26 protein-coding genes are annotated in these 25,665 nt (G+C 65.0%); 11 read left to right on the top strand and 15 right to left on the bottom strand.

The features are described 5' to 3' along the window. Positions 1-106 precede the first annotated feature (106 nt). Complete coding sequence (locus tag LWF01_RS01805; protein WP_349639328.1) at positions 107-532, bottom strand: MarR family winged helix-turn-helix transcriptional regulator; 426 nt, start codon at positions 530-532, stop codon at positions 107-109. A 104-nt stretch (positions 533-636) separates the two neighbouring features. On the opposite strand from LWF01_RS01805, the gene LWF01_RS01800 reads away from it, so the two are divergent. From LWF01_RS01800 to LWF01_RS01775, 6 genes are all read left to right on the top strand, one after another. Then, on the top strand, positions 637-2,115 hold the full coding sequence (locus LWF01_RS01800) for an MFS transporter (RefSeq protein ID WP_349639327.1): 1,479 nt from the start codon (positions 637-639) through the stop codon (positions 2,113-2,115). Then, on the top strand, positions 2,112-2,723 hold the full coding sequence (locus tag LWF01_RS01795) for a hypothetical protein (protein ID WP_349639326.1): 612 nt from the start codon (positions 2,112-2,114) through the stop codon (positions 2,721-2,723). The genes LWF01_RS01800 and LWF01_RS01795 overlap by 4 nt, the downstream gene beginning before the upstream one ends. Before the next feature lie 375 nt (positions 2,724-3,098). Beyond that, positions 3,099-3,695 (top strand): recombinase family protein, encoded by a 597-nt coding sequence (locus LWF01_RS01790; protein ID WP_349639325.1) that lies wholly within the window; start codon positions 3,099-3,101, stop codon positions 3,693-3,695. Next, entirely contained in the window at positions 3,580-4,056 is a 477-nt protein-coding gene (locus LWF01_RS01785) for a helix-turn-helix domain-containing protein (RefSeq protein ID WP_349639324.1), read from the top strand. The genes LWF01_RS01790 and LWF01_RS01785 overlap by 116 nt, the downstream gene beginning before the upstream one ends. Next, the gene (locus LWF01_RS01780) at positions 4,029-5,090 is read left to right on the top strand and encodes a TnsB C-terminal domain-containing protein (RefSeq protein WP_349639323.1); all 1,062 of its coding nucleotides are present in this window, start codon (positions 4,029-4,031) and stop codon (positions 5,088-5,090) included. Before LWF01_RS01785 ends, LWF01_RS01780 begins: the two co-directional genes overlap by 28 nt. Beyond that, positions 5,090-5,899: an AAA family ATPase gene (locus LWF01_RS01775; RefSeq protein WP_349639322.1), complete on the top strand. Its 810-nt coding sequence runs from the start codon at positions 5,090-5,092 to the stop codon at positions 5,897-5,899. Before LWF01_RS01780 ends, LWF01_RS01775 begins: the two co-directional genes overlap by 1 nt. Positions 5,900-6,045: 146 nt before the next feature. Here the strand turns inward: LWF01_RS01775 and LWF01_RS01770 are convergent, their stop codons facing one another. Beyond that, positions 6,046-6,882 (bottom strand): SDR family NAD(P)-dependent oxidoreductase, encoded by an 837-nt coding sequence (locus LWF01_RS01770; protein ID WP_349639321.1) that lies wholly within the window; start codon positions 6,880-6,882, stop codon positions 6,046-6,048. Positions 6,883-6,907: 25 nt separating this feature from the next. Next, positions 6,908-8,320, bottom strand: a complete 1,413-nt coding sequence (locus tag LWF01_RS01765; RefSeq protein WP_349639320.1) for an MFS transporter — start codon at positions 8,318-8,320, stop codon at positions 6,908-6,910. A gap of 79 nt (positions 8,321-8,399) precedes the next feature. Here LWF01_RS01765 and LWF01_RS01760 point away from each other — a divergent pair, with 79 nt between their 5' ends. Continuing rightward, positions 8,400-9,110: a TetR/AcrR family transcriptional regulator gene (locus tag LWF01_RS01760; RefSeq protein ID WP_349639319.1), complete on the top strand. Its 711-nt coding sequence runs from the start codon at positions 8,400-8,402 to the stop codon at positions 9,108-9,110. A 193-nt stretch (positions 9,111-9,303) separates the two neighbouring features. Here the strand turns inward: LWF01_RS01760 and LWF01_RS01755 are convergent, their stop codons facing one another. From LWF01_RS01755 to LWF01_RS01745, 3 genes are read right to left on the bottom strand one after another with little or no spacing between them, the layout of a single operon-like run. Next, entirely contained in the window at positions 9,304-10,026 is a 723-nt protein-coding gene (locus LWF01_RS01755; RefSeq protein WP_349639318.1) for a YoaK family protein, read from the bottom strand. Between the two features lie 17 nt (positions 10,027-10,043). Further along, positions 10,044-11,672: a gamma-glutamyltransferase family protein gene (locus LWF01_RS01750; protein WP_349639317.1), complete on the bottom strand. Its 1,629-nt coding sequence runs from the start codon at positions 11,670-11,672 to the stop codon at positions 10,044-10,046. Continuing rightward, complete coding sequence (locus LWF01_RS01745; protein WP_349639316.1) at positions 11,669-12,508, bottom strand: FadR/GntR family transcriptional regulator; 840 nt, start codon at positions 12,506-12,508, stop codon at positions 11,669-11,671. The genes LWF01_RS01750 and LWF01_RS01745 overlap by 4 nt, the downstream gene beginning before the upstream one ends. 159 nt (positions 12,509-12,667) lie before the next feature. Here LWF01_RS01745 and LWF01_RS01740 point away from each other — a divergent pair, with 159 nt between their 5' ends. Then, on the top strand, positions 12,668-14,140 hold the full coding sequence (locus LWF01_RS01740) for a peptide MFS transporter (RefSeq protein ID WP_349639315.1): 1,473 nt from the start codon (positions 12,668-12,670) through the stop codon (positions 14,138-14,140). Between the two features lie 14 nt (positions 14,141-14,154). Here LWF01_RS01740 and LWF01_RS01735 read toward each other — a convergent pair whose 3' ends face one another. From LWF01_RS01735 to LWF01_RS01725, 3 genes are read right to left on the bottom strand one after another with little or no spacing between them, the layout of a single operon-like run. Beyond that, positions 14,155-15,372: an NAD(P)/FAD-dependent oxidoreductase gene (locus LWF01_RS01735; protein WP_349639314.1), complete on the bottom strand. Its 1,218-nt coding sequence runs from the start codon at positions 15,370-15,372 to the stop codon at positions 14,155-14,157. Then, positions 15,353-15,589 carry a helix-turn-helix domain-containing protein gene (locus tag LWF01_RS01730; RefSeq protein ID WP_349639313.1) on the bottom strand — a complete coding sequence of 79 codons (237 nt, stop codon included), beginning with the start codon at positions 15,587-15,589 and terminating at the stop codon, positions 15,353-15,355. Before LWF01_RS01730 ends, LWF01_RS01735 begins: the two co-directional genes overlap by 20 nt. Then, the gene (locus LWF01_RS01725; RefSeq protein WP_349639312.1) at positions 15,589-16,071 is read right to left on the bottom strand and encodes a DUF2975 domain-containing protein; all 483 of its coding nucleotides are present in this window, start codon (positions 16,069-16,071) and stop codon (positions 15,589-15,591) included. The genes LWF01_RS01730 and LWF01_RS01725 overlap by 1 nt, the downstream gene beginning before the upstream one ends. A gap of 251 nt (positions 16,072-16,322) precedes the next feature. Between LWF01_RS01725 and LWF01_RS01720 the strand changes: the two genes are divergently transcribed. Next, complete coding sequence (locus LWF01_RS01720; protein WP_349639311.1) at positions 16,323-16,853, top strand: TIGR03086 family metal-binding protein; 531 nt, start codon at positions 16,323-16,325, stop codon at positions 16,851-16,853. 162 nt (positions 16,854-17,015) lie between these two features. Here LWF01_RS01720 and LWF01_RS01715 read toward each other — a convergent pair whose 3' ends face one another. The 6 genes from LWF01_RS01715 to LWF01_RS01690 all read right to left on the bottom strand — a co-directional run bounded on the left by LWF01_RS01715 (position 17,016) and on the right by LWF01_RS01690 (position 23,684). Then, positions 17,016-17,963 (bottom strand): MerR family transcriptional regulator, encoded by a 948-nt coding sequence (locus tag LWF01_RS01715; RefSeq protein ID WP_349639310.1) that lies wholly within the window; start codon positions 17,961-17,963, stop codon positions 17,016-17,018. A 165-nt stretch (positions 17,964-18,128) separates the two neighbouring features. Further along, positions 18,129-19,763, bottom strand: a complete 1,635-nt coding sequence (locus LWF01_RS01710; protein WP_349640970.1) for a flavin monoamine oxidase family protein — start codon at positions 19,761-19,763, stop codon at positions 18,129-18,131. A 131-nt stretch (positions 19,764-19,894) separates the two neighbouring features. Continuing rightward, positions 19,895-21,010 carry a CAF17-like 4Fe-4S cluster assembly/insertion protein YgfZ gene (gene ygfZ, locus LWF01_RS01705; RefSeq protein ID WP_349639309.1) on the bottom strand — a complete coding sequence of 372 codons (1,116 nt, stop codon included), beginning with the start codon at positions 21,008-21,010 and terminating at the stop codon, positions 19,895-19,897. 1 nt (position 21,011) lies between these two features. Continuing rightward, positions 21,012-21,683: a hypothetical protein gene (locus LWF01_RS01700; RefSeq protein WP_349639308.1), complete on the bottom strand. Its 672-nt coding sequence runs from the start codon at positions 21,681-21,683 to the stop codon at positions 21,012-21,014. 212 nt (positions 21,684-21,895) lie between these two features. After that, positions 21,896-22,597, bottom strand: a complete 702-nt coding sequence (locus LWF01_RS01695) for a heme-binding beta-barrel domain-containing protein (protein WP_349639307.1) — start codon at positions 22,595-22,597, stop codon at positions 21,896-21,898. A gap of 160 nt (positions 22,598-22,757) precedes the next feature. Beyond that, the gene (locus LWF01_RS01690; protein ID WP_349639306.1) at positions 22,758-23,684 is read right to left on the bottom strand and encodes an ammonia permease; all 927 of its coding nucleotides are present in this window, start codon (positions 23,682-23,684) and stop codon (positions 22,758-22,760) included. A gap of 160 nt (positions 23,685-23,844) precedes the next feature. Here LWF01_RS01690 and LWF01_RS01685 point away from each other — a divergent pair, with 160 nt between their 5' ends. Both LWF01_RS01685 and mshD read left to right on the top strand, forming a co-directional pair. Further along, positions 23,845-24,639, top strand: a complete 795-nt coding sequence (locus LWF01_RS01685) for a response regulator transcription factor (protein WP_349639305.1) — start codon at positions 23,845-23,847, stop codon at positions 24,637-24,639. 5 nt (positions 24,640-24,644) lie between these two features. After that, complete coding sequence (gene mshD, locus LWF01_RS01680; protein WP_349639304.1) at positions 24,645-25,625, top strand: mycothiol synthase; 981 nt, start codon at positions 24,645-24,647, stop codon at positions 25,623-25,625. Positions 25,626-25,665 lie beyond the last annotated feature (40 nt).

Genomic DNA, 25,665 nt, shown 5'->3' with positions numbered 1-25,665 from the left:
CCAGTTCATCGAAAGATGCCTCGGCTGATCTAGACCGCACCGTAAATCTGCGTGAACATCGGCGGGCGAGCGCGTGACTTGCGTAGTGGCGAGAGTTCGTGGCGTTTTAGAAGGTTGAGCTGGTCTGCTCGAGGTAGCGGGCGACGGTGCCCAGTTCTTCTTCGGTGAACTCTGCGTTAGTCCGGTCGATGGTATCGGTGTACTTCTCGTATCGGCTGATGATCGGCGCGATCTTCTCGGCGATGAGTTCGATGTTGATTCGTCGTCGGTCCTGCGGATCATGCGCGCGCCGCAGGTAGCCGACTGCTTCGAGTCGGTCGAGGACCCGCGTCACGGTGCTCGTGGGCAGACCCGCGGTCTGGCTGAGCTGCTTAGGTGTGCGCACGTCTTCGCGCAGGACGAGCAGGTGCAGCGTCTGGAGGTCGGTGACGAGCATGTCGAACTCGCGCGCGATGCGCTCGTTGCCGAGCACCGCGTTGACGAGCGCGCCCTGGAAGGCCCGCTGTATGCGCGTGCTGTTCGGACTGGACATTCCACACCTTTCCGAGTAATATCTCCAATGTGGGATTATCCCATAATGGGAGATATTCAAATTAGGGAAGATCCCATAACCGAAATCTTAGCGGAGGAGCTCCGATGGCACGACTACACGCCGGGAACCGAATCGTTGCGGTCAGCGTGCTGCTGTTCGCCTCGTTCATGGACCTTTTGGACAACACGATCGTCAACGTTGCGCTGCCGGCAATCGAGCAGGAGCTGGGTGCGTCGCCGGCGCAGTTAGAGTGGCTGGTCAGCGGCTACTTGTTGGCCTTTGCCGCGCTGCTGGTCACTGGCGGGCGCCTCGGGGACATTCTGGGGCGGCGCCTCGTGTTCATCGTGGGCGTGGTCGGCTTTACCGCCGCGTCGATGCTCGCGGGGCTCGCCACGTCCGGCGACGCCTTGGTTTCGCTGCGAGTCGTGCAGGGCGCCTTCGCCGGCGTAATGGTCCCGCAGGTGCTCTCGATCATCCAAGCGCTGTTCCAGCCGCGCGAACGCGCGGCCGTCTACGGGATCGCCGGGGCCGTCACCGGGCTCGCCGCCGTGGCGGGTCCCCTGGTTGGCGGCGCTCTCATTACCAGCGATGCCTTCGGGATCGGGTGGCGATCCATCTTCCTCATCAACGTCCCCATCGGCATCCTGCTCCTAGTGGGTGCGCTGCTGTTCATCCCCGAGACGCGATCCGAGCAGGCCCCCCGCCTCGACGTGCTCGGCGTGGTGCTCGCGATGTCCGGAGTGCTTGCGCTGGTCTACCCGCTGGTTGAGGGCCGGCAATTGGACTGGCCGTGGTGGATGTTTGCCCTCATGGCCCTGTCCCCGATCCTGCTCGCCCTGTTCGTCTGGCACCAATGCCGCCGCGCGGCCGCGTCCCGTGCGCCATTGTTGCCGATGAGTCTGTTCCGCGACCGCGGTTTCAGCGCCGGCCTAGTCGTCCAGCTCGCCTTCCAGGCCGGAGTCGCCAGCTACTTCCTGATTCTCACCATCTATCTGCAATCCGGGCTCGGATACACCGCGTGGGACGCGGGCCTATCGATACTGCCTTTCAGCCTCGGAGCGATCCTCGGCAGCGGCGTTTCCGTGCCACTCACCGCCAAGTTCGGCAAGCTCCTCGTCCTGGCCGGCTCGATCCTGCAAGGAGCGGGCGTAGCATGGTCCATCGCCGTCGTCAGCGACCGCGGCGACGCGCTCACCATTTCCGACTTCATCCTCCCGCTGGGGTTGGCCGGCATCGGCCTGGGGCTGCTCGTGGTTCCGCTGCTCGACGTCGCCCTCGCCACGGTCCCGGTAGACAACGCCGGGTCGGCATCGGGCGCCCTCAGCACCTTCCAGCAGGTCGGTGCCGGTCTCGGTGTTGCTGTGGTCGGCGTGGTGTTCTTCGGGATCATCGGCACCTCCTTCGACTCGGCCACCATGCGCGACGCCTTCCTCACCGCCGCCTGGGTTGCCGTGACCGCGGCTGCGATCGCGGCCGTGGCGAGTCTGCTGCTCCCCAGCATCGCTGCCGTCCGTACCCGCGCGGCGCTCCAAGTCCACGACGCACCCGACCAGCAAGAACCTCTGAAAGGAATGACCTCATGACCAACCCCAGCACACTCGACGCAACCGGCGACCTCGCCGCCGCAACGGCGGGAGAACTCCGTATCTCTGGCGGCGCAGCCAACCTCACAATCGCCGACAACATCAAGCCTGGCCAGCTCTATCACGCGCACTTTCGGGGTCTCATCCCCACTGTCGGCGATGAGAACGGAACGGTGACCGTGCGCTACAAGCGGCGCCTGCACCCCCTCGCCAGCGACCAGGGCGAGGGGTCCATCGAACTGTCAGCGCACGTGCCCTGGAACGTGCACGTCTACGACGCGGCCGCAGGTATCACCGCGACCCTGACAGCCCTGACCCTGACGAGTCTGAGCTTCGACAGTGCTCTAGCAGACACGGCACTCGACCTGCCCACCCCCCTCGGTGCGGTCGAGATCCGGATCGATGGCCCAGTCCGCAACCTCCGCCTACGTCGCCCGTCCGGAGTCCCCGTCGGAGTCCACATCGTCGGCGGAGCGAGCCACATCCACATCGACGGTCAAGAACTCGGCGCGATCGGACCCGGTTACCGCAGCACCGCTCCCACCAGCCCGAATCACTACACACTCGTCATCGCGAAAGCCGCAGACCGCCTCACCGTCACGCACTAGCCCACCCGTCAACCTCACAAAGGAGCACGCACATGTCCGGTACAGGCACGTTGCCCGGATGGCTGAAGCCAGCAAACCGCGTCGTCAAGTTCCGACTTCGCCGCGGCCAGCGATAAGGTCGCCGTCCTCGAGATACAACCGCGCGATCAATGCCGCTAGTCAGGAGAGCCCCGTCGCGAGGCAGCGATCTACGGCGTCGTCGCAGCCACTGACACCCGTCTCAGGAAAGTACAGCTTTTTGAGACATTGGCCGGCTGGTGCTTGCTTGACTACTGCTTCCCGCCATCCTCGGTCGTCGCCTGTCTCAGAAATTCGTCTCACTGCAAAGTGTCTCAGGGTAGTGCCGGTAAGGGTTTTGTGAGTCACAATGGCCGAGTGAGACTTCTTGGATACACCCGCGTGAGCACATCGAGTCAAGATGCGCAGCTGCAACTCGACGCTCTCGTCGCGGCTGGTGTCCAGAAGCGCGACGTGTTCGCCGATGTGACGTCCGGGAGCAAGACCGCGATCGAACGCCGTGGCATGAGGAAGCTCCTCGAGCACGCGGAGTCCGGTGACACGGTCGTCGTCTGGCGAGTCGATCGCCTCGGCCGCTCCCTGGTCGACGTGCTGAACACTGTGAACCTGTTGCGCGAGCGCGACATTCACGTCCGCTCCATCTCGGACGGGATCGATCCGACGACGTCGACGGGCCGGTTGATGTTGAACATGCTCGCCACTCTCGCTGAGTACGAGCGCGAGCTCATTGTCGAGCGCGTGAATGCCGGCATCGCCGCAGCTCGACAGAGTGGCACCAGATTCGGGCGACCGCTATCGGACCCGGCAGTGATCGCCGACAAGCTCGCGATCGCGGCCGATGCTCGAGCCAAGGGGCGCACCGCCGAGGACGCAGCACGGCTCGTCGGCTGGAGTCGCGCCACTCTCTACCGCCACCAGCAAGCCCTCGCCGGCCGCGAGAGCATCACCATGTAGTGATGTCATGAGCGGTGAGGAGCGGTGGCGGATTCTTCGACTTCATGTCGAGGACCAGATACCTCTCACCGCTCTAGCCAAAGAAACCGGGATCGGCCTGCGGACGTTGCAACGCTGGAATCAGCTCTACCGAGACCACGGCATCACTGCACTCGACCCTCATCCGAGAGCCGACGCGGGGACTCGTCGCACGGCGGCCGAGTTGGTTGCGTTCATCGAGCGCCTCGCGTTGACCAAACCGAGGCCAGCGCTCGCGACGCTGCATCGCCTTGTCAGCACCGAAGCGAAGCGGCAGGGCCTAGCGGTGCCAGCTACGCCACCGTCAGAGACATTGTGCAGTCCCTCGATCCAGCGCTCGTGACGCTCGCGCTGGATGGACCCACCGCGTATCGCGATCGACACGAGCTGGTGTACCGACGTCGAGCCGATCGACCCAACGAGATCTGGCAGGCCGATCACACCGAACTCGACATCCTCGTTACCAGTGCCGCAGGCGGCAAGTCTGATCGACCCTGGCTCACGATCGTGATCGACGACCACTCACGCGCGATCTGCGGATACACAGTCTTCACCGGTGCCCCCTCAGCGATGAACACGGCCCTCGCGCTCCGGCAGGCGATCTGGCGCAAGACCGACCCCACATGGGCGATGTGCGGCATTCCCGACGTTCTCCACGTCGACCACGGCTCCGACTTCACCAGCCATCACCTCGAACGCACCGCCATCGAGCTGCGCATCCGGATCATCCACTCCACCGTGGGCCGGCCCCAAGGCCGCGGCAAGATCGAACGCTTGTTCCGCACCATCAACACCGAGCTTCTCTCCACTCTCCCCGGACACCTCGGACCCGGCAGCAAACACCCTCACCCCGCTCTCGATCTGGCCGCCCTGGACCAGGCGCTCGGCGCGTTCATAGGGATGTACAACGCGCGCCCACACCGCGAACTCGGAGTTTCGCCTCGGGATGTGTCGGTCGCGGATGGGTGGCTTCCGCGAATGCCCGACAGCCTGGAACAACTCGACGGCCTCCTGCTCACCGTCCCGAAGAACCGGGTGGTGCAGCGGGACGGTATCCACTTCCAAGGCCAGCGCTACCTCGCCCCGACACTCGCCCCCTTTGTCGGGCACACGATCACGATCCGCTACGACCCGCGCGACATCTCCGAGATCCGCGTGTACGACCGCGACACCTTCGTCTGCGTCGCCGTCGACGAAGCCCACCCCAATCTCCGACTCAGCCTCCGCGACATCGAAACCGCCCGCCGAGCCCGCCGCCGAGCACTCCGACACACCATCAACGACCGCATCCCCACCGCCGTCGCACGGGAAGAGCTGCGCGACGTCGCGCCCACTCCGCATCGTCGCCGGCTACGCACCTATGAAGAGGACGAGTGATGAACCAGGCCTTCATCGTCACCAAGGAGCACCGGCGCTTCGCCGAGTTCGCGAACGCCGTCCGCAAAGAGCGAACCATCGGCATCTGCCACGGCGAGGCCGGCGTCGGTAAGACCAACTCCGCCCGCCGATACGCGAACTGGGATGCGCTTGAGCCCTACATCAACGCGTGGGGGCCTCGCGGCGATCACGACGCCAAGTACTACGCCCTCGCCAACCGATCCCGCACCGTCTTCTACACACCCGAAGTCCTCTGCCGACCCAAAGACCTCATGCACGACATCGACCGATGGCAAGCGAAGATCGAGATCTGCGCCGACGAACACCTTCGCTCACAGGAAACCGAGCCGACAACCAACGCGATAGGCATGTCTCACCTCGTCGAACTGCTCATCATCGACGAAGCCGAACGACTCACCCCGACCACGCTCGAGCTGCTCCGCGACCGCCACGACCGCGAACACCTCTCCATGATCCTCATCGGCATGCCCGGAATCGACCAACGATTCCGCCACTACCCACAGCTCTACAGCCGACTCGGCTTCTCTCACCACTACCGAACCCTCGGCCGAGAAGAACTCCTCTTCGTCCTCGAACGCCACTGGAAACGCCTAGGACAACAACTCGACCCCGACGACTTCACCGACGCGCAGGCCATAGCCGCGATCGAACGCATCACCCGCGGCAACTTCCGCCTCCTCGAACGACTCTTCCCCCAGATCGCCCGAGTGCTGAAAATCAACGGGCTCGAAACCATCACCGACGACGTCATCGAAGCCGCGGCCAGCATTCTCGTCATCGGCACCTAACGCCACGCAACGGTCACAGAACACCGCCACCGAGCGATCAACTCCACACTGGGCGAGAAGAGTGTCGGCCGACTCATGAACGGTCGTATCCGATACGCATGCGTCTGGCGGCGCCGACCCGAACTGTCTTCCCTCCTCTGAGCGCACTACCGTGAGAGATGAGATCGGTCGGCGAACGAGTTCCATAGTTTCGCTGCAAGATTTTGGTCGGTGACGAGATTCCCGGGGTCTCGAGGAGCTAGCTGGTCGAAGAACACGCCTGCGATTGACTGGGGGGTCGTGCCTGCGGAGATGAGTGCGTTAGCCGCCTGCTCTGGCGTCGACATGAAGCGGCTTGCGATGGTGCGAAGGGGCGAAGCCGCCAGCAGTTGCTGTCCGGGCATTCGCCGGATGAGCCCTGTCGTCACGACGCCGGGATGGACGTCTGCGAACTCTGTTTCCGGTACTCGGCGTGTGAACTCGCGGACCATGAGGCTGACCGCCAGTTTGCTGGCCGCATAGGCGTCCCAGGGTTTGTATCGGCGCGAGCTGTCGAGTTGTTCTAGATCGCCGGGCCTGGTTCGAAGGCCGGTGATGCTGGTGGTGGAGATGACCCGGCCTCCCTCCAGTAGAGGGCCCAGGGAGCGTGTCAGCAGGTATGGCGCGATGGCGTTGACCTGCATGGTGCGCTCGTTGCCGTCGACAGTGAGGTCGCGGGTTTTCCACATCGCTCCTGCATTGTGGAACATCAGGTCGATGTGATCGGTGGTTCTGCTCAGCTCGCTCGCCAGGGCTCTCACCTGGTCGAGGTCTGCGTAGTCGGCAGTCAGGAACTCGGCTCCGGTTTCAGCAGCGGTAGCGGCAAGTCTCTCGCTGCTCTGTCCTACGAGGATCAGCCGGCGGGTTTTGTGGCTGAGGCGTCGGGCTGTGGCGGCGCCGATGCCGGAGCTTGCTCCGGTCAGCACGACGGTGCTTTCGGCGAGGAGGGGAATGTAGGAATTCATATCTTGTCCTTCGACGGGGTGTGGATCAGTGAGATAGCAGGGTTTGTTCGGGCGCACGAGATTTCACCCGCGCGGGGAGGGCGATTGCCGCCACACCGGCGGCGGCGAACGCGATCACCGTGATCACATTGCCGAGGACGATTGCTTGCTGGTACACGGCTTGGGGTGCGTGCGAACCAATCACCCCGAAGAATGCGATTCCTGCAACGGCGATACCGATGGCGTAGCCGAGTTGCTGGAACATCGCAAAGGCTCCGGATGCGGCGCCTGCCTGGTCGGTGTCGACCTGAGCCACAGCGAGTCCCATCAGGGGCACGGCCAGCAGAATCATGCCGACCCCCGCAATGCCAAGCGGCAGAGCTAGTGACCAGACGCCGAGCGCGGCTCCACTTGCTGAAAGCACTATCGCGTATGCCACGAAGCCGAGCATCTGCACGCCCGCGCCGATGATCACCGCGGGGCGTCCGATCCGTGCGGCGAAGGGGGCCAGGGCCGTGCCGATGAAGGAGCCGACGGTAACGGGGACCATGACGAGCCCTGCTTCCAAAGCCGAGAAATGCAGTGCCTCCTGCGTGTAAAGGCCGAGCATTAGCGCGAAACTGCCCCATCCGACCTGATACGCGAGTTGGACGAGGGAACCCACGGCGAAGCCACGGCTGCGAAACAGTCGGGGCGGTAGAAGCGCCAGGTCACCGCGGCGACGTTCAACTGCAACGAAAGCGACCGCGAGAACTATCGCGACGCCGATAAGTCCCCAGGTCCACCAGGCCCAGTCGACGCTGTTTCCGACGGTGAGCGGAAACACGAGCGAGAACACGGTTGCCGACAGGAGGACCACACCGACGCCATCAAGGCGCCCGCCTCGTTCCGCGCGTGTTTCAGGGACGAGGAGTCGAGTTGCAATGAGGATCGCTACTCCGACCGGCACATTAATCAGGAAGATGCTGCGCCAGCCGAGGCCGGCGATATCAGCGACGACGAGCCAGCCACCCAGTAGCTGTCCGGTGAGCACTCCCACGCCTCCCAACGCGCTCATCAGACCGAAGATCTTGCCGCGCTCGTGCGGCTCGAATAGCACCTGTGCGGTCGCGAGCACCTGCGGGACCATCAGCGCGGCGGCTGCACCTTGAATGATCCGAGTCGTCACCAGCTCGCCGCCTGAGTGGGCTGCTGCCGCACCGATCGACGCGAGCGTGAAGATCGTGACACCAATCAGGAAAATGTGACGTCGACCGAAAAGATCGCCAAGCCGCCCGCCCGTGATGAGCACGACCGCGAAAGCGAGAATGTAGCCCGTCAGCGTCCATTCCAGCTGAGCATCGGTTGCACCCAGGTCGCGGCGTATCGACGGTAGTGCGACATTCGTGATCATCGCGTCCATGAGATCCATGAACTGCGCGACAACGAGCACCGCCATCGCCAAACTGCGCTTTTTCATCAGAATTCTCCTCTCATGCGTAAACCTTACGCAGTGATAGAGTAAACCATACGCAATCCGCCGTTGTCTAGGAGAACCTGTGGCCCCGTCAGAACATCCAGCAGCCACTCGTCGCGCCTGGGGGCTTGATCAGCCCCGCCGCAGCGGGCCTCGGGCGTCGATCACGACATCTCAGATCATCGATGCGGGGATTGCTCTGGCAGACGCCGGAGGACTCGAGGCGTGTTCGATGCCGAAGCTCGCCTCCTCGCTCGGTGTCGGGACGATGTCGCTCTATCGACACATTGACGACAAGGCTGAACTGACCGCGCTCATGCGCGACTACGCCATCGGCCCGGTGCCGCCTGATGCACCTCGCATGGGACCGTGGGATGAGGCGATGCGCTTCTATGCAGACACTATGTCGGAACGATATTTCGCTCATCCCTGGTTGCTAGACGTGCCGATCACGGGCTTTCCTCAGACACCCCGTGTGCTCGATTGGGTTGAATTCGGACTCGCCGCGTTGACTGCGGCTGGACTCAGCCCCCGCACGGCGCTCCGTTCGACACTTCTGTTGGACGGGCAGGTTACAGCGGCAGCGCGGTTGCGTCGCGATTCTGGCCCGGACGATGAAACGCGGTCGTTGTCCGACTTACTCGACGTCGAGGACTACCCAGCGCTGCGCTCCACTATCGCAACAGGCGTCCTCGCGGATAAAACGTTCGATGATGGCGGGCTGCAGTTCGGTGTTGGGGTCATTATCGAAGGGATCCGAGCGCTGTTGGAGGAAGACCCTCCTAGCGCTTGACGTCCGCCGCCCAACTATTGTGGGACCGCTGGTGGTGCGGAAACCTCGGCTTCGGCCCGTCAATCACTCCACCGAGTCGCTCGATTCAGAGCTGTCGATTGGCGCACGCGTGATGGGTCAAACGGAATGCCTCGGATCCAATCCCAAGGGCGTCATTTAACTCCGCTGGAATCCCGCCAACGATCGCCGCGATTCACAGCCATTGGGCGTCCGGCGCATCGACGGGCTGTGCGCGCCGGTCACGTCGATAGCGCAAGTGGCCCCACATCGCGACCAGGAGGGTGAGCGCCGCGGACACGGCGATGCCCAGCCAGAGATCGAACCGCAGCGCCAGTGCCCCGGCGCCCGCGCCCAACAGGATCAGCCCGATGGCGAGCAGCCGACGGGGCCAGTGCGCGCTCTTGCCCCCCGCGAACCGCGAGTCGGCGGCGAGCGCCGTGATGGTCGACGTCACCACGACTGTGGTGACGTCGGCGACCTTCAGCGCGCGAGCGGTGGCGGCCTGGATCCCCATCGCCACCGCCAGCAGCGAGGTGGTGATTCCGGCAAGTACGTCGTCCCCCTGCACGTCCACGACGCCGACGAAGACGGCAAGCCCCGCGAGGATCGCTGTCACGGCGAACAGGGTCAGCGAGGTGCGCCCACCCCAGGCCGACGGCCGGCCCCGGAGCAGACGGCCGGCCAGCGCCGCGCCCAGCATGAAGAACACCAGGGCCAGCGCAGGACGGACGACGGGCAAGTCGTCGGCGCCGGCGATCGCCATCCCCAGTAAAACGACGTTCCCGGTCATGTTCCCGGTGAACACTCGATCCAGGCCGAGGTAGCCGACGGCATCGACCACGCCGGTGGAGAACGTCAGCACCAGCATCAAGCTCAGATGCACCCGCTCGGTGGAGGTCCGGGCGGACCGCTTCACGTTCCGCTCCATTCGGCTCAGCCGGCATCCTGCTCGGCAGTGCCGGCGGCGCCGTCCGCCCGCGGATCGGTGGCAGCGGCGAACGCTCCGGGCCCTGCCTTCCGCACCAGCTGGGTGTGCCCAGCGACGTCGTCGTGCTGCGGGATCGTGCCGACGACGAATCCGGCTGCGGCGAGTCGGCTCGCCACCTCCGAGGGAGCATCACCCTCGCAGGCGATCGAGATGCTGTCGTTCTCGGCGGCGGGTCCCGCCTCGAGTTGACCGAGAATCCAGCGCGATGCCGAGACGGCCGACGCGGCATCCCCGCCCAGTGCCAGCTGGAGGGCGAGGTGGGCATGGATCTGCGGCTGGGCCCGGCCGCCCATCGTGCCGTGCGCGCCGATGAGCTCTCCGGCCCGCCGGACGAGTACCGGCATCAGGGTGTGCGGCGGACGCCGGCCGGGGCCCAGCTCGCCGGCCGCTCCGGGAGTCAGCACGAACGACGCGCCCCGATTGTGCAGCAGGATGCCGGTGGCGGGATCGACGACGCAGGAGCCGAAGGCATGGAATGCGCTCTGGATCAGCGAGACCCAGCGGCCATCGGAATCGGCCGCCACGATGGCCACCGTGTCGCCCTTGCGGCGCTCGATGGGGGCCTGGTCGAGGTTGACCGGCACCGCGCCGCCCTCCAGCGCCTGGGCGGCGATCGCGTCGAGCCGGGCGGAACCCAGCACCTCGTCGATGTCCAGAGCTGCGACGGTCGAGTCGCCGAGCATAGCGTCCCGCGAGGCCGCCGCAGCACCAAGGATCCTAGCCACTACGGGAGCATCCGCTCCGAGCGGATCGGGAACCCTGCCCAGCCGCTCGGCCACGCGGTCCAGCGCCCCGAGCGCCTGCAGAAAGTAGGTGCCCTGGCTGTTTCCGCCGGCACTGAGGTACTCGTCCCCGCGGAAGGTCATCGCATGAGGCCGTTCGATCGTCACCTCGTGACGGATCAGGTCATCGACGTCGAGACTGCTACCCATGTTCCGCAGGGTGGAGACCAACCGCTGGCCGATCTCGCCGCCGTAGAACTGCCCGATTCCGTCGCTCGCCAGCCGGGACAGGGTCTCCGCCAGCCGGGGAAGCCGAAGCTCCTGCCCGGCCGTGAGCACGCCGCCGGCGCGGAAGAAGACATCCCGGGCGCCGGCGTCCCCTGCCAGGGCGTTTGCCTCATGCGCCAGGCCCCTGGCCACGCCGGGCGCGACTGGGAATCCCTCATCGGCCAGTTCCGCCGCGCGGGACAGGGCGGCCGACAGCGGGCGGCTGCCCCACCTGCTGGCCAGCGACTGCCAGGCGCTCAGCACGCCGGGAACTGTCACGGTGTGCGCGCCGGTGACCGGCATCGCGTCGCGCGCGGACCGGAAGACGTCCACATCGAGGTGACTAGCAGCGCGCCCGCTGCCGTTGATCACTGTGACCGAACCGTCGACGTCGCCGATCAGCGCAATCGCGTCGCCGCCGATCGAGCACTGGTTCGGGTAGACCACGGTCAGGATGGCGGCAGCCGCGAGCGCGGCATCGATGGCGTTGCCGCCGCCGCGCAGCGTGTCGAGGGCTGCGGCGGTCGCATCCGAGTGCGGGGTGGCGACGGCGCCGCGGATGACGCCGGGACGATCATGGTTCACTTCGATTCCTCGTGGTCTTTCTCATCGATTGGGTGTAATGCGTTGATCGACTCGGACACGTCGGCAATATGATCGGACATCGCCGCCGCAGCCTTGGCCGGATCGCCGATCCGCACGGCCTCGTAAATGCTGCGGTGCGCGCCGACCGAAAGCCGCATCCGCCGTTCGGTCTGCAGGGTGGCGCCGCGGGAAGGTGCCATCCATTCGCTCGTCACATCCATCAGGCGAGTGAGCATGGCGTTGTGACTGAGCCTGGCGATGCCGGAGTGGAACGCGACGTCGAGACGCTGCATCTCGGTCACCGACGGCCGGGCCTTGGCTAGTTCGGCCTCGGCGGCTTCGAGCGGCTCCCGGAGCAGCACGAGCTCGCCGTCGCTACGCCGGGTGGCTGCCCTCCCCGCGATTGGCGGCTCGATTACCGAGCGCAGGTCCATCACCTCGCGAATCACGCGCTGGCTATGGCTCAGGTCGCCGAACAGGTTCTGATCCATGGCGGGCCGGTCTTGGCGACTGACCACGGTGCCAACTCGTGGGATCCGTTTTACGTAGCCGCGTCGTTCGAGGTCGTGCAGCGCCTCACGGATGGATGTGCGTGAGGCGCCAGTGAGCTCGATGAAGCCGCGCTCACTGGGAAGTTTCACTCCCTCTTCGAGCACTCCGGATTCGATCCGCTCGATCAGCTTGTGACTGAGCTGATCCGGAACGGACTGGTCGTTCACGCGTAAGCCGGACCACACAGACATGTTCTTCCCCCAAACCATCCTCGAGTCGGCGCCGATGCGTCCGGACCTTCTGGTCCGACCAATTTCGGCGGCAATCTCAGCGTACCTGAACAAGTCTTAAATTCTAGGAATCAGCAAAAAATAATCGCACTAATTATGCTCTTCCATCTGGTCGGACCAGTGATATAGCATGTGACCCAGTTCATGTTTCGGCCATGAGCACGTAGTTCACGAATCGCGTCCAATGCCGGACGCCAAGGAAAGGCAACCACCATGACGACCAGCCAGTCGCACGTCGTGCCGGGGAACGAAAAGCCAGCAGCAGATCTGTTGGGCCATCCTCGCGGGCTGATCACGCTTGCCGGGACCGAGCTCTGGGAACGGTTCAGCTTCTACGGGCTCCAAGTGATCCTGGCGTATTACCTCTACTTTTCGATCACCGACGGCGGCCTCGGCCTGCCAATGACAGTGGCTCTCGGTGTGACTGGATCCTACGGCGGCGCGATCTACATCGCCCAGATGCTTGGTTCGTGGCTTGCCGACCGGTTGGTCGGCGCCCGATACGTGGTCCTGGTCGGGGCGACAATGATCATGCTCGGCCACATCGCCCTGGCAGCGATTCCGGCTGTCCCCGGCCTGATCACCGGGCTCGTCCTGATCGTACTGGGAACCGGCGGACTCAAAGTCAATGTCACCGCTATGGTCGGGGCGCTGTACAGCCGGGAGGACACCCGGCGGGACTCCGGCTATTCCATCTACTACATGGGTATTTCGCTCGGCGCTTTCCTTGGGCCGGTCCTCACCGGCTTCCTGCAATCGGAGGTCGGCTTCCATGTGGCCTTCTCCGCCGCCGCGGTCGGGATGGCGCTGGGACTCGTACAGTACGTGTCCGGATGGCGCCGCCTGCCCGAGTCGACCCGCCGGCCGGCCAAGCCGTTGACCGCGCAGGGGCGGCGTCGCGGCCTGCTCGTCGCCGTCGTCTCGGTCACCGCCATCGTCCTGATGGCGAGCACCGGAGTGATCAATCTGAGCAACATCAGCACCGTGACAACCGGCGTCATCGTTATGGCCACGCTGGCGTACTTCGGCGTCATCCTGTCCTCCCGGTCCCTGAGCAAGACGGAGCGGAACAAGGTGGTGGCCTACATCCCGGTGTTCATCGGCACCGTGGTCTTCTGGCTATTGCTGCTCCAGCTGTTCACGACGTTCGCCGTCTACGCCGACACCAGGGTGGATCTCAGCATTGGATCGTTCGATGTCCCGGCGGCCTACGTGATTACGGCCGAGGGTCTGTTCGCCACGATCCTGGCGCCGGTGATAGCTGCGCTGTGGTTCAAACTGGGCGTGCGCCAGCCCAGCTCCTTGGTGAAGATCGCCGGGGGCCTCCTGGTGCTGGCTGCGGCGTACGCCGTATTCGCCCTCGCCGCGTGGGCCGAAGTGCCGAAGGTCAGCATCTGGATCGCCATGTTCGGCATGCTGTTGTTCGGACTGGGTGAGGTTACGGTGGCCCCGGTTGCGATGTCGAGCACCACCCGGCTCGCGCCCGCGGCGTTCCCATCGCAGATGATGGCGCTCTACTTCTTGACCATGGCGGCAGGTTCCACTCTGGCCGGAACTGTCGCCCAGTTTTACGACCCAGCCAATGAGGCAGCCTTCTTCACGATAACGACAGTGGGTGCCGTGGCGATCTCGGCGGCGCTGCTCGGCCTGGCGCCGCTAGCCAAGCGACTATCCGGGGAACGTTAGCGGGCCGCCGAAGCCTAGCTGGGGTCTGGGAAAGAGCGATCGCCGAACAGGATGCGGCGGGCCGCAGCAAGCCCTGGCGGCGTGCGCATCAAGGTGAATGCGGACGCCGCCATTGCGGGCGTGCGCACCTGGGCAAGCGCCCGGCGCAACATCAGCCGCCCTCGAAAGCGAGCGCGCAGGGTTGCTCCGTCGTAGTGGGACAACGCATCCGTCCGTCCATCCCGAAGGGCGTCGTCGATCACGGCGGCTGCGTGCTCCGACAATCGCAGGCACGGATCCAGGCCGCCGGCGGTGAGCGGTGAGACAGCGCCCGCTGCATCCCCCACCAGGAGTCCCTCGAAGCAAGCAATCCGGCGCAGGACACCCCCGACGGGGATCGGCCCCCCTCGCCGTTCGACCTCATCGGGCCGGTCGATGCCGTTCAGCCCAGGCGCCGTCTCCCCGAACCGCTGCATGGTGCGATGAAGACCGCCGTGGAATCGATGAGCGTAGCCGGCCACACCCACGTGTGCATGCTGTCCGTCGTTGACCACCCATGCCAGGTAACCCGGAGCAAGTGAGGGGTCGAGCACGCAATGGAATGTCGGCGGCTCCTCAGTCCGGGGGACCTCGAAAACCTCCTCGGCCCCGACCAACAGGTGCTGATTGCGGTCCAGGCCCAGGTCGCGGGCGACCCGTGAACGAGCGCCATCGGCACCGACGACGAACCTGGCTCTGACTCGAACCGGTCCAGCCGGACCAGCCATGAAGAACGTATCGCCGTGCCGGCCGACATAGCGAGTACCGAGAACGAGACGCACGCCGGCCTCGACCGCGGCGCGGGCAGTTGCTACATAGAGCGGACCCATATCGCCCACCCGGTACTCGTCTCGTGCACTTTCCAGCATCACCGGCCGGCGTAGGCTCGGCGGGTAAAGCGCGACCCGTCGGATCGGCGGCCCTAAGCAGTCGGCCGGCAGCTGGAAATCGTCGAGGGTTCGCCGCACGAAGATGCCCGTGGTACGAATGGCGCCCGTCAGTGTGGTGCGCCGGTCGACCAGCAGCACGCCATGGCCCTGCTGGGCGAGCAGCTTGGCGGTTGTCAGCCCGGCCAACCCGGCGCCGACGACCAGGACGTCAACGCTCTGTGTACAGCCCACGGGAGTCCCGGTGTCATCCCCTGTCTCGCGCAAGGTGGCTTCGTCGGCGGGCGACCCGGTCATCGCGCGCGGGTCAGTCGGTCGTGCCGACATGATCACCGTCTGGCTCGTCGACCCACTCGAGCAGGTCGCCGGGCTGGCAGTTCAGCGTTCGGCAGATGGCCTCCAGGGTGCTGAAGCGCACGGCCTTCGCCCGCCCGTTCTTCAGCACCGCCACATTCGCCGGGGTGAGTCCGACCCGTTCGGCGAACTCCCCCACACTCATCTTGCGCTTGGCCAGCTCGACATCGATCCGGACTACGATCGCCATCACACGACCTCGGCGAGTTCGCTCTGGAGGGCCGTCGCACTGCGCAGCAAGCCGCGCATCACGACCATGAGCAGCACGAACGCCATCCCGGCCATGACCGCGCCGCCAACGAACACGATCACTCCCGGCGCATCGTCCCGCATCGCCACACCGATTAGATGAATCCCGAAGGCGAGGACGAGGACGGTGGCAGCGAGCCCGGCAACGATGATGGCGTCGACCCAGCGGAACGCGCGCTGGGTGAAGATCGCGCCGCGCCGGACCATCGAGAGCAGTACCCACACTGCGACGAGCGCAACTTCGACGCAAACAGCCAATGCGACGCCAAGAACCGCGTACGGCACCGGAAGGATCGTAACGTCTGACTCGTTGGCGACAGTGTTGGCATAGACAGGAAAGATGAGGACGAGCTGAAGGATCAGGGCGCCAAGCCCGATCAGGATGACGAGTGCTCGCAGGGCAAGAATGGCGAAGTGGCTCATGCATTGATTTTTAATCGGAATCTACCGAAAATCAATAGATGAACCCGGCGCGCAACTGCTAGGGGCGCGGCCGACCTGCACGCCGGCACTCCCAGCCGCCACTGTCAGGTTGGGGTCGTCTTCCGGTGTCGGGAGCGCCCTAAACCTGGCAGTCGGCGCACCTGCGAGCAGTCAGAGGCGCGTCGTCGCCGTCCGAACCGCGCTGCCCCAAATCGCTAGCCGCCTGACGGCGACGCGGATAGCATCGGACGATGACCAACAATGATGGCGCGGTGCTGCGCCGCGCAGTTGACCAGCTGGCAGAGCTCCTCGATGACGTTCCCCCCGACGCTGTGGGAGATCCCACCCCGTGCGCGGAGTGGACGGTGCAGGACTTGGTCGATCACGTCGTCGCGGCGCCGGCGAAGTTCGCCGGGATGGCGCGCGGCGAGTCGATCGACTGGTCAGCCCCGACTCCCCCGGCGGGCAGCGATCCCGCCGCCGCATTCCGCTCGAACGCCGACGACCTGGTTCGGGCCTGGCAGGACGGCGACGGCTCCGCGAGCGGGCTCGATGTCAGCTGGATGTGCGCGGAGTTCGCCGTACACACCTGGGATCTCGCCACGGCGCTTCGCCATGCCACCGGTGACCTCGACCCCGAGGTGGCCGACCGCGGCTTCGCTTTCGTGAGCGCGAATCTCACTGCTGACAAGCGCGGCGCGGCGTTCGATCCCGAACAACCGGCTCCCGAGGGCGCCGACCCGTACCAGCGGACCGCCGCCTTCGCCGGCCGAGTGGTGTGACACCGGGCGGCTGTTCAGCCTGTCTCGATGTCCGGGTTCCGTAAGGTAAATCGCACTGAAACCTTACGAGACGCGGACCTCGGGCGCAGTCGGCGTGGGCTGCGGGGCAGAACCTTACGAGACCCGGACATCACTGTCCCGGCTGGCGATCACTCCGACTCGCTATTCCGGGTGGGACCGGACCCAGTCGAGAACCTGCTGTGCGTGCGTGTTCGGCGGAAATATCGGATAGAAGGCGTGCTCGATGACGCCATCCGTGATCACCAGCGTCAGCCTGGCGTACAGGCGTTCGTGTCCCGGTGCGGCGAATGTCGGCAGGCCCAACGCGTCAGCAAGCTCGAACCCCTCGTCGGAGAGCATCTCGAACGGTAGCGCCAGTCGCGCGGCCACCTCCCGCTGATAGTCGCCGTCCTGGCTCGACAAACCCCAGACGTTGCGCACGCCGGCGTCGGCGAGCTCCTGATGGTGGTCGCGGAAGTCACACGCCTCGGTGGAGCAGCCGCGTGCGCCCGGGATGTCGTCCCAGCCGGCGGGCAGATCGACCCCCGGGCGGCCGGTGAGCGGATACAGGTAAACCACCGATCGACCGGGGCCGAGGGCGGCAAGATCGACGTCCCCGCCGGCCGTGCTGGCCAATGTTATCGGCGGAACAGCCGAGCCAGGCAGGTGATCCGCCGCGCCGTCGTCAGCCGGCTGCGGCAGTCCGGCGGGAAGGGTTGTGTAGTCGGACACTTGAGAATCCTCTCGGTTCGAAAAGGAGCGTGAAGCTCCCTCGGACAAACGCGCCGCGAGCACGGCACGTCGGGCGGCGAGCGAATCAATAGTGCGATCCAACTCGGCGATGCTGTCGCGTAATGCCGCGAGGGACGCCGGGCACTCGTCGCCGTGCTCGTGACCTGCGTCCAGGCAATCGACGAAGGGGCCTGCGTGACGCGGCCGAATCCCGAGCTGCGACAACTCGCGAATCTCGGCTACTGCCCGAACGTCGCGCTCGTCGTAGTCGCGGTAACCGTTCGACAGCCGATCCGGAACCATCAGACCCAATGTCTCGTAGTACCGCACCGCCTTGACAGTCACGCCGCCGCGCCGAGCCAACTCACCGATCCGCATGGCCAACCTCCCGGAATCGAGCCTAATCCTTGCCCCCAGGGGCAAGGTCAAGCTATGCCGCGCGAGGTCGTTGCTCGATGTCCGGGTCTCGTAAGCCAAATCGGCCTAAGACGTTACGAGACCCGGACTTCGGCGATTCCGTTTCGGCGATTCCGGCCGCCGCCGTCAGATCGGCATCCGGAGCGGCCGCAACTCCTCAAAGCGGTCGCCCGGCCCCGGGTTCTCCGGCGTGGTGGACCCACCAAACTGCCGGGTAACGCCCCATACCGCGTTCAGCCCGGTCGTCACGGCGCCCTCGGCCCAGGCCGCGGTCCAGGAGATGCCGTCGCCGGCCAGGAAGATGCCCTTTTCATCGTCCGGCAACTCGTCCTGGATGAAGTGGCTGAACAGCCGCTCCTGGTAGCGATAGTGCCCGGGCAGATTCCCGTTGAAAGCACCCATGAAGTTGGGGTCGGATTCCCAAGAGACAGTGATCGGCTCACCGATGATGTGCGAAGCGATATCGACGTCCGGGTAGATGTTCTTCAACGAGTCGAGCATCATCCGCACCCGGTCGTCGATCGGCACAGAAAGCCACTTCAGTGCGTCATCCATCCAGGTGTAGGAAAGGCAGATGACGCCAGGCTTGTCCGGGCCTTCGTCCATCAGGTAGGTGCCGCGGGTCATCCGGTCGGTGAGCGTCATCGACATCGTGTTGCGGCCGGTCTTGGGATCGATATCGCGCCAGAAGGGCCGATCCACCATCACGAATGTCTTCGATGACAGCATGAAATGGCTGCGGTCCATCGCCATCCAGGTTTCCTGGCTGAACAGCTTCTCGTCGGTCTGCATTCGGGCCGAGAGCAACCAGGGCTGACAGGTCACGACGACGGCGGGATAAATCCGCTTCGTCCCCCATTTGTCGGTCACCGCGATCTGTTCCGGGCCGAGCCGGTCGAGCCGGGCGACCCCGGGCATCGGCGAACCGTTGTGCAGGCTTTCCAGGCTAGTGCCCTCGGGCCAGTGCACGATGTTCTCGGCCGCGCGCTTCCACAGCCGGACAGGTAGCTGCTGCGCCCCGCCGATGATCCGGCGCTGGTGGTCATCGCATTCGGTGCTCACCACACGCAGGATTTCCAGGATCGAGTTCGGGAAGTCGGTATCCCAGCCACCGGTGCCGAAGCCGACCTGTCCGAAGGCCTCGCGGTAGCTGTATGGCTTGGACCGGAATGCCTCAGACTGCGCCAGGAAGCCGTAGAAGCTCACCTCGTCCAGATGGGGCACCAACTCGTTCCAGATGTTCTTTATCGTGGCAGTGTCCCGCTCACGGATCGCATCCTGCAGCTTGGTGAAATTGGCGCCCTCTTTCAGCGCCTCGTTCCAGCTGTCGGCAACCTCGCGGTAGAACTCGGGAAGATCATCGATCGTCTCGGCGTAATGAGTGGCGCCTTTCAGGTCGATCACGGTGCTCGGCGTGTTCGGGGCCAGCGGATTCGGAAACGGCGCTGTTTCGAGGCCGACCTTGTCGACGTAGTGGTAGAACGAGCGCCCGGAAATTGGGAAGCGCATCGCGCCCAGATCGGCGACGACGCCCTCGGCACCCTGGAACTTTCCGGTGCGCATTCGGCCGCCGATTTCAGCCGACTCATAGATGACCGGCTTCAGGCCCTTCTTCATGAGTTCGTATGCCGTCACGACACCGGCCAGTCCGGCGCCGATCACGGCAACCTCCTGGCCGTACGCCGACTCCGGAACAGTTCCGGTGCCAGCCGGATCCGCCAGGAATTCGTCGTACCCGAACGGGAAGTCCGGCACCAGCATCGTTACCGGTTTTTCGCCAGGTTTCGGGGGCGACGTTTCAGATGAGACGGTCAATCGGTACTCCTAAAGTGCTCGCCGGCGCGCGGCATCGAGGGCTTGGCCGGAAACTGGGAAAGGTCAACAGGCTAACCCTAGCGGCGCTGCTCGACTTCCCGGTTGCGACCCGGCAGTCCGACACGCCGTTCCCGGTCAGCCGCCACAATCTGTTCCTGAGCTGCAGCGATTGCGCTCTCCCCGCCATCCGTTACCTGAAGCGTCACGTCGGCAGCAACCGACCGCTTGATCACGGCGAGCGCAATCGGACCGAGTTCGTAGTGCAGCGCTGTCGAAGTGATCCGGCCGATCGCCCGGTCCGCGCCACGAACCTCGGCCGTGATGTCCGCTCCGACTTCTGGCAGTGTGTGTCCCGAACCGTCGAGGTGCAGAAATACGATCCGGCGCGGCGGCTGCCCCATGTTATGCACGCGTGCGACAGCCTCCTGGCCGCGGTAGCAGCCCTTGTGCAGGTGCACGGACGTGCGCAGCCAATCCAGCTCAGCGACGAGGGTACGATGATCGGTTTCCGCGTCCAGCCGCGGCCGCCAGGCTGCGATTCGCAATGCCTCTGCCGCCATAGTTCCGGCCCGTTCGGCACCAAGCACGGCATCCAGCTCGGCCCGCGGCACGATCAGCTCACGCCAGGCATAGTCCTGACCGGGGTGGGAATCGTCGTCAGCAGCGTAGGATGCCGACCCTTCGGCGATGTTCGGCCAGGGGTCGACCCAGACCCGATGCGCCGGCGCTTCGACGGCAGCGGAACGGCTTGCCTCACCCACGACGGCCCATGCTCCAGAGACGTCCGCAATATCCACCCGCATCATGAACTTCATCTTGTTCAGCCATTCGACGAGCGGTTCCGCGTGCGTGGCCTCGGTGATCAGCCAGGCGGTTTCACCGTCATCGACAAGTTTCGCTGCGTGTTCGATGTGCCCGGTCGGTGAGAGCACAAGCGTTTCGGTGCTCACTCCGGGGTCGAGGCCGAGCAGAAGCTGGGTCGTAATCGAATTCAGCCAGCTCAGGCGGTCCGGGCCGGTCAGGGTGATCACGGCGTAATGGGAGAGATCGACGCGTGCCTCCCCGCGGGCGAGCGCGCGCTGCTCAACCAGAGGTTGGCCGTAATGCGCCGGAACGCCTGCGTCCCGGCCGCCGCCGATCACCGCGCCCTTGGAAGGAATTGCCGCGCCATTTCCAGCTATTGGCTGGTCCATACTAACCTCCGAGGTATTTCTTGAGCAGCGACTCCAGATCGTTGCTGCCCTGCCGAACGGCGTCGCCAGCCTGTTCGAGCCGGTCGACAATTTTCTGCAGCAACGCCAGCTTCTCCTGCCACTCGTCCAGTGCGCCCTGGGCCTCGCTCACAACCGATGCGAGTTGCGGAACAAGCGTCGAGGTGTCGATGCCGGCTATTTCGGCCTGCGCGCTGTCCAGTGCTTTCAGGGCCGGTGGCACCTCGTCAGTTAACCTCAACACCTCCGGCAGCGAGGATATGCCGCCGCGAGGCTGCCCGGTTTCGAAGCTGACCAGCCGGGCGAGAGCAACTACCGGCGGCAGTGCGTCGTCCGCAATGGTTCGGAACGCGGATGTCATGGTGCGCACCGCGGAAACGTTGGGGCCCAGCCAGGGCAGCCGCTCGCCACCGGCAAACGCCTGACTGTCGGCCGATGCCTGCGCGGTTTCCAGTTCCCCCTGCAGCTGGTTCAGGGTGGTAACTGCTGCGTCGGGATCACTCGTCAGCTGTGATTTCAGCGTGTCTGCCGAGGCGAGCGCGGCCTTCAGCTCGTTTGTGACCTGGTACGCCCTGATGCCGAAAACGCCGGCCAGGACCGCGACGGCCAGAATAACCAGCAGGACGAGGGTCATCACGATCCGCTGCCGTTGCACTCGACTCCCCTGCTTTCGCTATCCGTTCGCCGACTCGGCCGGTGTTAGCCGACTCGGCCGGTGTTGCCTGCCAGCGTGCACCCGGCACCTAACCTGGGCGCCTCGTTACCTGGGCGCCGAGCGCCTGGTTACCTGGGCACCTAACCTGGGCGCCGAGCGCCTGGCGCCTGCGTTCTGGCCGCCTTCGAAGTGCCGCCGACATGGGCTCGGCCTCAGTTTTCCTCGGCGCTAAGTTCCGTCGGCCTAAGTTCCGTCGCCCTGGGGTCTGAGGCGCTGGGGTCTGAGGCACTGGACTCCGCGGAGCTGGTCACTGACCCGACCTTTTTCAACCGGGCGGAGGCATGGGAGGTCAATCCCTCACCTGCGGCAGCCATATCCCAGGCCCACATCAGTTCACCCTTGACATAACCGTAGAGCCGCTTGGACGCGCTGTATTCCTTCGCTGTCGTCGTCCGGGCAACGACGTCTGTGGCGAGATTGATCTGGGCGCCTTCACTAGTGCCCGCGTACATCTCCATCACACCGCCGGGGTGCACGATGGCGACCTCCAGGTCGAAGACGCCGTCGGCGTTGCGCAGCGATTCGACGCTCTCGGCCGTTGTGAAGCTGGAGGGTTCGCGGGCGGCGATCATTCCCGGTCCCGGATCCTCATCCGTGCGCGGGCGAACAAGCTGCCAGAAACCGGTCTCCATGGTGAGCATGGCCTCGGGGTTGCCCTCCAGGTCGAGCAACCAGGTCTGCGATGTGTAGTGCAGGTAGCTCGCGCCCTCAGGAGCGCCAAAATCGATCCGCTGGCCGAACTGGCGCTCGGCCGTGCCGGGATATCCCACGACTCCGACGCCTTCCCAGCTACCGACGAGCCAGGACAGCGGAACGAGCTCGGGTGCCAGTGAGGCGTCGATTTCGATCGGCATCTGATTTATCGGTTCGACTTGAACAGGCGGTACACAACGAGTCCGGCGGTCCAGGCAATTGCGGCCGTGGCCAGAACCAAAAGACCGATGAAGGTCATCTCCAGGGCAAAGTAATCATGCATGGCGGCAAGTCTACCGTTTGCCGTCGCGCTCCGATCAGTCAGCCGATGAACAGTCGTTCAACGGCGTAGACAACGACGCCGCTCAGCGCGATCGGCGTCGTGCCGAGGGCAAGTTGAACCCCCGCCGAGGCGGCGCGCGAGGACAAGGTGGCCGAGGATTCGGCCGTCAACTCGGCGAGAACTTTCTTTTCCGCGGCCGGCACCGGTATCTCTTCGGGGCCGGCTGGAGCCACGGCGCGATTCAGCGGCGGAACGCTCAGCCGCTTCTTCTTGTTCGAGGCGAAGTTCACGAAAACCGCCATTCCAAGCAGCCGGTGCACGGCGGCAACCAGCACTCCGAGGGCGGCGCCAAGCCCGGCTGCCAGCACTATCGCGACCTCGGTATCGGCAATCACTCCTGCGGCAGCTGCCGCCCCGGCCGCCGCCAACACGATGGCGAGCGGCGAGGTATAGCGGGCAGGCCACGGAATCACGGTGGTGGCGAGTGCCAGCACGAGCGCAGTCAATCCGACGATCAACGCCTCGCCGTGACCCGGAACGCGTAGCACCGCCAGCCAGGCCGCACTAGTGAGCACGATGGCGACACCGGCGACCTGGGATGCGACGTGCAGGACCGCGTCGCTTGCCCCGACTCCGCGGGAAAGATGCTGGATGAACGAGGCAAGGATACCGAGTCCACCGACGAGCGGCAGCCAATCCAGGTACGGACTATCGGGTGAGAGCCCCACCGTCAGAACGCCTGCCACACCGGTGATCGACAACAGCACTGTGGTCGCCATCGGTTGCGGGGAGTCCACCAGCCGCGGCCATCCGTAGGCGAAGCAAAGGACGAGAACGATGACTGCGCCGACAAAGAACCACGGCCCCGCGAAGGTGGTACTGGCCAGTGCCACTCCAAGCAGGGCGGCGATTATCACCCGCAACCATGAATTCACCACTCCATCCTGCCGCATTTGCGTCGGCATTGCTCACCGACGTCGCCGGCACCGCCACCTCGCCCCACCTTTCCCCGCCCTGGGTGGCGGACGATTTCAGTGGTTGTTCCGCCGAGCGGGTAATCTTGACGATTGTTAGCGTCCAAGCCTCTCGCCGTCGAGAAGCGGGCAGGCATAAGGGGACAGATAGATGCTAAGAGTTTTGCACCTAAGCCATTCTGTTGAATCGGCTGAACTGCGCCAGCCGTCCCTTCCTGCCCTGGAACTACTCACCCACGACATCACGTACCTCCCGGTTGACCCGGCTGCCCTGTTGCGCGCTCCGGACGTCGACCTGATCCTGCTCGACGCCACCGTGGATCTGCTGGCGGCACGTTCCGTCAGCGGGCTGCTCCGAACCGTTGGGACGTCCGCACCGCTCATCCTGGTACTCACCGAAGGTGGTCTCACCGCCGTGCGATCGGACTGGGGAGCGAGCGACGTCATCCTGACCACCGCCGGCCCGGCCGAAATCGAGGCCCGGTTCCGGCTCGCCGCCGGCGCGCGGCCGGATGGACCGGAGACCACGCGGGATGAGATCCGCAGCGGCCAGCTCTTGATCAGCGAGGCCAGCTACACCGCGAAGGTCGGTTCCCGCACGCTCGATCTCACCTACAAGGAATTCGAGCTGCTCAAGTACCTGGCGCTGAACCCGGGCCACGTCTTCACCCGGGCCCAGCTGCTGCAGGAGGTCTGGGGCTACGACTACTACGGAGGCACCCGCACGGTCGATGTGCACGTTCGCCGTTTGCGGGCAAAGCTTGGCGCCGAGCTGGAACAGAGCATCGGTACGGTTCGGAATGTCGGCTACCGTTTCACTCCGCTGCGCGATCGTGACGAGCTCGGTCATATCGCCAAGGACTCGGTGAGTATCGACGACGCCAGCGGCACCGTCGACGCCGATGATCCGGCCGACCTCGGGGACACGGACAGTGTGCGAGGGTAAGAGTCATGGTTCGTGACCCGAAGTCTCCCTTGCGCATTACTCAGGTTTCCAGCAGGCTCGGCCTCGGCCAGCCGGAGACCGTAACCCGCCCTGGACTCGACCCCGGACAACGCGAAGTGTTCGACGCCGCAGCGACATTCGACCACGTCTCCGCACTGTCGGATGGCCTGCGCCAGGCCGTCGACGCCGGAACCGCAAGCGTCTGGAACGCTGATGACGGAACCAGCACTGTCGCTGTCGCGGTTGCGGCACTTCAGGGCGAACGGCTGGCCGTCGAGCTGGCAGTGCACCCGGATGCGCGGCGCCACGGCGTCGGGCGGCAACTTGTCGCCACCGTCCTGGCCGAGTTGAGCGACGACGAGCCGTGGTTCTGGGCGCACGGCGACCACCCCGGTGCGGCACAGCTCGCCGAGGAGTTCGGCCTCGCCCGCTCGCGGGAGCTGCTGCAATTGCGCGTGCCGGCTCCCGCCGAAGGATCCGGCGAGGGGTTCGGCAGCGCCCAACTACCCGACAATGTTGTGCTCCGCACCTTCGTGCCAGGCCAGGACGACACCGAATGGGTTCGTGTGAACAACGCAGCCTTCTCCTGGCACCCTGAGCAGGGCCACCAAACCGAGGCCGACATCTCGGCGGCGAGCCGTGAGCCGGACTTCGACGTGCGCGGTTTCTTCCTCGCGGTCGAGCAGGCCGACCCGGCAAGGATCCTCGGATTTCATCAGACCAAGATCCATGGGCAAGCGGATGGCGGACTCGGTGAAGTCTATGTTCTCGGCGTCGACCCGCACGTGCACTCCCGCGGTCTCGGCAAGGCACTGACCGTTGCCGGTCTCAACTACCTCGTCTCCCGTGGGGTGGCAACCATCCAGCTCTACGTGGAGGGAGACAACGCGGCCGCCGTAGGTCTGTACGGATCACTTGGCTTCCAGCGGTATGCCATCGACGTCAGCTACCACCGGATGTCGGACACGCCGGGTCATCAAACGTAAGCTGGATAGACCCGGCACGTCTTCCTTTGGTGTCTGGGCT

This window comes from Saxibacter everestensis, from assembly GCF_025787225.1.
Taxonomy (GTDB): Bacteria; Actinomycetota; Actinomycetes; order Actinomycetales; family Brevibacteriaceae; genus Saxibacter; species Saxibacter everestensis.
This window is presented reverse-complemented; position numbering and strand designations above follow the sequence as displayed.

Excerpts from the sequence above, each read along its gene's own strand:
- LWF01_RS01805 (WP_349639328.1), bottom strand. The coding sequence starts at position 532 with ATGTCCAGTCCGAACAGCACGCGCATACAGCGGGCCTTCCAGGGCGCG.
- LWF01_RS01800 (WP_349639327.1), top strand. The coding sequence starts at position 637 with ATGGCACGACTACACGCCGGGAACCGAATCGTTGCGGTCAGCGTGCTG.
- LWF01_RS01795 (WP_349639326.1), top strand. The coding sequence starts at position 2,112 with ATGACCAACCCCAGCACACTCGACGCAACCGGCGACCTCGCCGCCGCA.
- LWF01_RS01785 (WP_349639324.1), top strand. The coding sequence starts at position 3,580 with ATGCTCGAGCCAAGGGGCGCACCGCCGAGGACGCAGCACGGCTCGTCG.
- LWF01_RS01775 (WP_349639322.1), top strand. The coding sequence starts at position 5,090 with ATGAACCAGGCCTTCATCGTCACCAAGGAGCACCGGCGCTTCGCCGAG.
- LWF01_RS01770 (WP_349639321.1), bottom strand. The coding sequence starts at position 6,882 with ATGAATTCCTACATTCCCCTCCTCGCCGAAAGCACCGTCGTGCTGACC.
- LWF01_RS01765 (WP_349639320.1), bottom strand. The coding sequence starts at position 8,320 with ATGAAAAAGCGCAGTTTGGCGATGGCGGTGCTCGTTGTCGCGCAGTTC.
- LWF01_RS01740 (WP_349639315.1), top strand. The coding sequence starts at position 12,668 with ATGACGACCAGCCAGTCGCACGTCGTGCCGGGGAACGAAAAGCCAGCA.
- LWF01_RS01735 (WP_349639314.1), bottom strand. The coding sequence starts at position 15,372 with ATGTCGGCACGACCGACTGACCCGCGCGCGATGACCGGGTCGCCCGCC.
- LWF01_RS01730 (WP_349639313.1), bottom strand. The coding sequence starts at position 15,589 with ATGGCGATCGTAGTCCGGATCGATGTCGAGCTGGCCAAGCGCAAGATG.
- LWF01_RS01725 (WP_349639312.1), bottom strand. The coding sequence starts at position 16,071 with ATGAGCCACTTCGCCATTCTTGCCCTGCGAGCACTCGTCATCCTGATC.
- LWF01_RS01720 (WP_349639311.1), top strand. The coding sequence starts at position 16,323 with ATGACCAACAATGATGGCGCGGTGCTGCGCCGCGCAGTTGACCAGCTG.
- LWF01_RS01715 (WP_349639310.1), bottom strand. The coding sequence starts at position 17,963 with ATGCGGATCGGTGAGTTGGCTCGGCGCGGCGGCGTGACTGTCAAGGCG.
- LWF01_RS01710 (WP_349640970.1), bottom strand. The coding sequence starts at position 19,763 with ATGCTGGTGCCGGACTTCCCGTTCGGGTACGACGAATTCCTGGCGGAT.
- ygfZ (WP_349639309.1), bottom strand. The coding sequence starts at position 21,010 with ATGGACCAGCCAATAGCTGGAAATGGCGCGGCAATTCCTTCCAAGGGC.
- LWF01_RS01695 (WP_349639307.1), bottom strand. The coding sequence starts at position 22,597 with ATGCCGATCGAAATCGACGCCTCACTGGCACCCGAGCTCGTTCCGCTG.
- LWF01_RS01690 (WP_349639306.1), bottom strand. The coding sequence starts at position 23,684 with ATGCCGACGCAAATGCGGCAGGATGGAGTGGTGAATTCATGGTTGCGG.
- LWF01_RS01685 (WP_349639305.1), top strand. The coding sequence starts at position 23,845 with ATGCTAAGAGTTTTGCACCTAAGCCATTCTGTTGAATCGGCTGAACTG.
- mshD (WP_349639304.1), top strand. The coding sequence starts at position 24,645 with ATGGTTCGTGACCCGAAGTCTCCCTTGCGCATTACTCAGGTTTCCAGC.